Source organism: Frankia sp. CeRuru1 (assembly GCF_977966315.1).
Genome location: NZ_CDWWEW010000216.1, coordinates 3,579 through 9,084, shown reverse-complemented (window position 1 = coordinate 9,084; position 5,506 = coordinate 3,579). Strand labels below are relative to the sequence as shown.

Genomic DNA, 5,506 nt, shown 5'->3' with positions numbered 1-5,506 from the left:
GTCCAGGGCCCATCCCGCGCCTGCGATTGTTCACTTATCCGGTGGAAAATCTGCGCCCGCTGCAGACAACGACCCGACACGCTGCTAGCGTCGGAACCATGCGGTCACATGCCGGACATCCGGGACGGTTGCGCGCCGCTCTGCGATGTTCGGGGGATGCCCGAAGGTCGGTACACTGGGCGGCCACCCATCCCGCACGGCCGCCTTCGACGGGCTGTGCCCGGGCTTCTGATCTTTTTCGTACCGCACGATCTTAGGCATTCCGACCGGCCCCGGGGAAGCGGCCCGGTTCCCCTTCGGCAGCCGGACCGTCCACCGCCGCACCGCGCGGGCAACCGTGAGGAACCGCGGACGAGGACAGCCATCGCAGACTAGTCGCAGGTATCGGTGGTAGTCGCAGGCAGTCGCAGGTATCAGTGCCCGGCCGGCGTCCCACAGCCGGCGCCCGGTACACCGCCGACACGCCGACACGCCGACACCACCGACGCACCGAACACCGACTTCGCCCCGGGGAGGATCACCCTATGAGCACCGAGAGCTGGTCGTTCGAGACCCAGCAGATCCACGCGGGAGCCCAGCCGGACCCGGCGACCGGCGCCCGAGCCGTGCCGATCTACCAGACCACCAGCTACGTCTTCCGCGACACCGACCACGCCGCCGCCCTGTTCGCTCTCGGTGAGCCCGGAAACATCTACACCCGGATCATGAACCCCACCCAGGATGTCTTCGAGCAGCGCATCGCCGCCCTCGAAGGTGGGATCGGGGCGCTCGCGGCGGCGTCGGGGCAGGCCGCGGAGACGCTGGCGATCTTGAACCTGGCCGAGGCCGGCGACCACGTGGTCTCCTCGGCCAGCCTGTACGGCGGGACGTACAACCTGTTCCACTACACCCTGCCGAAGCTGGGCATCGAGGTCTCCTTCGTCGGCGATCCCGATGATCTCCAGGAGTGGCGGGCGGCGGTGCGGCCCACCACGAAGGCGTTCTACGGGGAAACGGTCGGCAACCCCCGCGGCGACGTCCTCGACACCGTCGGGATCTCCGAGGTCGCCCACGCGCACGGGATCCCCCTCATCGTCGACAACACCCTCGCGACGCCCTATCTGTACCGGCCGCTGGAGCACGGCGCGGACATCGTCGTCCACTCGGCGACGAAGTTCATCGGCGGCCACGGCACCGCGATCGGCGGCGTCATCGTCGACGGCGGCCGGTTCGACTTCGGCGCCTCCGGCCGGTTCGCGAACTTCACCACTCCCGACCCGAGCTACCATGGTCTAGTCTACTGGGACGCGCTCGGTCACGGCTCGTACATCGTCAAGGCGCGCGTGCAGCTACTGCGCGACCTCGGCCCGGCGATCTCCCCGTTCAACTCGTTCCTGCTGCTCCAGGGTCTGGAGACGCTGTCGCTGCGGATCGAGCGGCACACCGCGAACGCCCAGCGGGTCGCCGAGTGGCTCGAGGCGCGCGACGAGGTGAGCTGGGTGGCCTACCCGGGCCTGCCGTCGTCGCGGTGGTACTCCCGGGCACAGAAGGTGCTCCCCCGCGGCGCCGGCGCGATCCTGTCCTTCGGCATCGCCGGTGGCGCCGAAGCCGGGAAGAAGTTCGTCGAGGGGGTCGAGCTGTTCAGCCACCTGGCGAACGTTGGTGACGTCCGCTCACTGATTATCCATCCCGCGACGACGACGCACTCCCAGCTCACCGAGACCGAGCAGACCGCGACCGGGGTCACCCCGGATCTCGTCCGCCTGTCGGTCGGCATCGAGGGGATCGACGACATCCTGGCCGACCTCGATGCCGGGTTCCGTGCGGCCAAGAGCTGAGTCGCGTGGCACCGGTGCGGCCCTTTCGGTCGAGCCGGTGCCGCCGACGGTCGAACCGGCGCCGTCGGCGCCACCGCCCGCCTCCGGGGCATGGCGCGCCGGGATCGACCCGGTGGGACGGCGCCGGTTCGTCGACCTGCTGGGACCGCTGCGGCTGGAACGCGGCGGCGTCCTGCCCGGCGTGACAGTGGCCTACGAGACGTGGGGCCGCCTCGACGCCGCGGCCACCAACGCGGTGCTGGTCCTGCACGCGCTCACCGGGGACAGTCACGCCGCCGGCCCGCCCGGGCCGGGCCATCCCACCCCAGGCTGGTGGGATGGCCTGATCGGGCCTGGACGGGCCCTCGACACCGATCGCCTCTTCGTGGTCTGTCCGAATGTGCTGGGCGGCTGCCAGGGCACGACCGGGCCAGCCAGTCCCGCGCCGGACGGCCGACCCTGGGGCGGCCGATGGCCCGAGATCACGATCTCCGATCAGGTCACGGTGGAGGTCGCCGTCGCCGACGCGCTCGGCATCCGGCGCTGGGCCGCGGTGGTCGGCGGCTCGATGGGGGGCATGCGGGCCCTGGAGTGGGCCGTCGGCCATCCCGACCGGGTCGACCACGCCGTGGTCCTGGCCTGCGGCGCGGCGGCGACGGCGGAGCAGATCGGGTTGTCCGCGGTGCAGCTTCGTGCGATCACCGACGACCCGGCCTGGAACGGCGGCGACTACCACGACCGGCCCGACGGACGCGGCCCGGACGCCGGCATGGGTCTGGCCCGGCGGGTGGCCCAGATCAGCTACCGCAGCGAGGCCGAGCTGGAGGAACGGTTCGCGGATCGGACCCGGCCCGACGGCTTGTTCGAGGTCGCCTCCTACCTCGACCACCATGCCGGCAAGCTGGCCGCTCGGTTCGACGCCGGCACTTACGTCGCCCTGACCCGGGCGATGATGATCCAGGACGTCGGCCGGGGGCGCGGGGGGCGCGCGCCGGCGCTACGGTCCTGCCCGGTGCCGTTCACCGTCGCAGGGGTCGATTCCGACCGGCTCTATCCCCTCCACCTGCAGGAGTACATCGCCGAGCGCGTCGGCGCGCCGTTGCGCGTCGTCCACTCGCGGCGCGGGCACGACGGGTTCCTGATCGAGACCGAGCAGGTCGCCGCAATCGTCCACGACGCCCTCCGGACGGCCTGACCCGGAACTGATTATCCGCACGGTTTATCCGCACGATTTAGCCGCACGGTGACGGCACCGCGCGGCACGGCAGCGGACGGCACCCCGGCCCGTCACCTTGAGCGTGTATGAACCGCTGCATGGTGACCCCCTCCGCCGGTCCGCCGGGTGCCCGCCCGGGCGGGCTATTCGCCACCATCCGCGCGGCCCTGCCGGGCCTGCTCCCGAGCGAGCAGCGGGTGGCCGAAGTGTGTCTGGCCCGTCCGGGGGACGTGGTCGAATGGTCCGCCGCGCAGCTCGCGGAGGCCGCGGGAACATCGACGGCCACGGTGGTGCGCGCCTGCCAACATCTCGGCTTCCGCGGATTCCAGCATTTCCGCGTCGAGCTCGCCCGGGAGAGCGGGGCCGCGGCGCTGCGCGGTGAGATCGGCCGAACGGACGCTGCCGACCCGGTCGAGCGCCTGGTGGACACCGTCTTCGGCGCGGCGACCGCGGTGCTCGCCGACGCGCTCGGCCCGCTGGACCGGTCCCGTCTCGCGCCCGCCGTGGACCTGCTGGACCGGGCCGACCGACTGCTCGTCATCGGCAACGGCGGATCGGCTCCGGTCGCCCAGGACGCGGCGTTGCGCTTCCTCAGCATGGGCCGGCCGGCCGAGGCGCCGGGCGACTCGATCGCCCAGGAACTCACCGCCCGCCTGCTCGCGCCCTCGGACGTCTGCCTGGTCATCACGAGCAGCGGGGCGAACGAGCCGAGTCTGCGGGCCGCGGAGGCGGCCCGGACCGCGGGCGCCGCCGTCATCGGCATCACCAGCTACACGGCCGGGCCCCTGGCCGAGATCGCCGACATCAGCCTCGTGGTGGGGTCGCCCGACTGGCCCATCAGCTCGGACATGATCGCAAGCCGGCTGGCCTCCCTGCTGCTGCTCAACGCCCTGCAGCTCGCGGTCGGCCTGCGCCGCACGGACAACCCGCTGCTGGCCGGGACCGTCATGCGGGACGTCCAGGGCCACTCCGTGCGGGCGGAGGACGGCCCGCGGCGGCCCGCGGCGGATCCCGGCCTCGGAGCCGCCGATCCCTACGAGTTCTGACCGAATGACCGGTCAGGTCAGTCGGGTCAGGGGACGCGCGCCAAGGGGCGCTCGGACAGCTACGAAAGCGTCCCACCGGCAAGGCGCTTGACCGGAGATTCGTTGCGGTAAGTGACTGTCCCCCGTTTCCCGACCGTCATGGACCATTCATCTAGGTACCCGAGACTGCCTCTGTAACGAGGAACCAGGGGGCAGGCGCACTCCTGGAACAGACGTACACGGGGTGCTGGGTGGCAGAAATCCGGATCGAGGGCCTCACGAGGCGCTTCGGAAACGTCCGTGCGGTGGACGACGTCTCCCTCGACGTGGCGGACGGTGACTTCCTCGTTCTACTGGGACCGAGCGGCTGCGGGAAGACCACGCTGCTGCGCATGATCGCCGGCCTGCTGGAGCCGAGCGAGGGGCGCATCATGCTCGGCGACCGCGACATCACCCATGTCCCCGCCCGACGGCGCGACCTCGCCATGGTCTTCCAGAGCTACGCGCTATACCCGCACCTGACGGTCGAGCGCAACATCGGGTTTCCGCTGCGGGCCGCGCGCCGCCCTAAGGCGGAGATCGCCCGGCGCGTCCGCGAGGTCGCCGACCAGCTCGAACTCGGCGGGCTGCTCCACCGGCGCCCCCGTGAGCTATCCGGCGGGCAGCGCCAACGGGTGGCGCTCGGCCGTGCGCTGGTCCGTGACCCCCAGGCGTTCCTCATGGACGAGCCCCTCTCGAACCTCGACGCGAAACTGCGCACCGCGACCCGCACCGAGCTCGCCGGACTGCACCGCCGGCTGGGCCGAACCTTCATCTACGTCACCCACGACCAGGTGGAGGCCATGTCGATGGCGACCCGCGTGGTCCTGCTCAACGGCGGCCGCGTGGAACAGGTGGGCAGCCCGACCGAGGTCTACGACACGCCGGCCTCGGTGTTCGTCGCCGGCTTCCTCGGCGCACCGCCGATGAACCTGATCGACGCCCGGGTGGAGGCCGACGGCGACCTGCTGGCGGTCCGCGCGGACGGGCTACGCATCCCGCTGTGGCCGGGCTTCGACGAACCCCGCGACGTCATCGTCGGTCTGCGACCCGAGAACCTGGCGCTGTTGCCCGGCTCGGCCGAGCTGCCCGGCCCGGCCGAGACATCGTCGGCATCACCCGGGTTGACGGCATCACCCGGGTTGACGGCGCAGATCGAAGGTGTCGTGACCACGGTCGAGAACCTCGGCAGCGAGGAGGTGGCCTGGTGCGACGTCCACGGTCAGGCTGTCGCGCTGCGTGGCCCCCGCCCGATCGGACTGGCCGCCGGTGACCGGGCCCGACTCACCATCGACGTCTCACGGGTGCACCTGTTCGCTCGGGCGAGCGGACGTCGTCTCGCCTGGCGGCCACCGGATTCCCGGGAATCCCTGACCATCCCCGTGCCCGGCGCGCTCGCCGCGTCCCCCTCCCCCGCTTCGGCCGCGCCC

The 5,506-nt window shown here is 71.7% G+C and carries 4 protein-coding genes; all 4 read left to right on the top strand.

Annotated elements, in window-relative coordinates:
* Nucleotides 1–524: 524 nt before the first annotated feature.
* Nucleotides 525–1,817 carry a bifunctional o-acetylhomoserine/o-acetylserine sulfhydrylase gene (locus AC08OP_RS15620; RefSeq protein WP_476614872.1) on the top strand — a complete coding sequence of 431 codons (1,293 nt, stop codon included), beginning with the start codon at nt 525–527 and terminating at the stop codon, nt 1,815–1,817.
* Nucleotides 1,789–2,991, top strand: a complete 1,203-nt coding sequence (metX, locus tag AC08OP_RS15615) for a homoserine O-acetyltransferase MetX (RefSeq protein WP_476614871.1) — start codon at nt 1,789–1,791, stop codon at nt 2,989–2,991. Before AC08OP_RS15620 ends, metX begins: the two co-directional genes overlap by 29 nt.
* Before the next feature lie 119 nt (nt 2,992–3,110).
* Nucleotides 3,111–4,058, top strand: coding sequence for a MurR/RpiR family transcriptional regulator (locus AC08OP_RS15610; RefSeq protein ID WP_476614870.1), 948 nt, complete (start codon nt 3,111–3,113; stop codon nt 4,056–4,058).
* A 230-nt stretch (nt 4,059–4,288) separates the two neighbouring features.
* The coding region (locus AC08OP_RS15605) for an ABC transporter ATP-binding protein (RefSeq protein WP_476614869.1) at nt 4,289–5,506 on the top strand (1,218 nt) is incomplete at its 3' end.

Excerpts from the sequence above, each read along its gene's own strand:
- AC08OP_RS15620 (WP_476614872.1), top strand. The coding sequence starts at position 525 with ATGAGCACCGAGAGCTGGTCGTTCGAGACCCAGCAGATCCACGCGGGA.
- metX (WP_476614871.1), top strand. The coding sequence starts at position 1,789 with ATGCCGGGTTCCGTGCGGCCAAGAGCTGAGTCGCGTGGCACCGGTGCG.
- AC08OP_RS15610 (WP_476614870.1), top strand. The coding sequence starts at position 3,111 with ATGGTGACCCCCTCCGCCGGTCCGCCGGGTGCCCGCCCGGGCGGGCTA.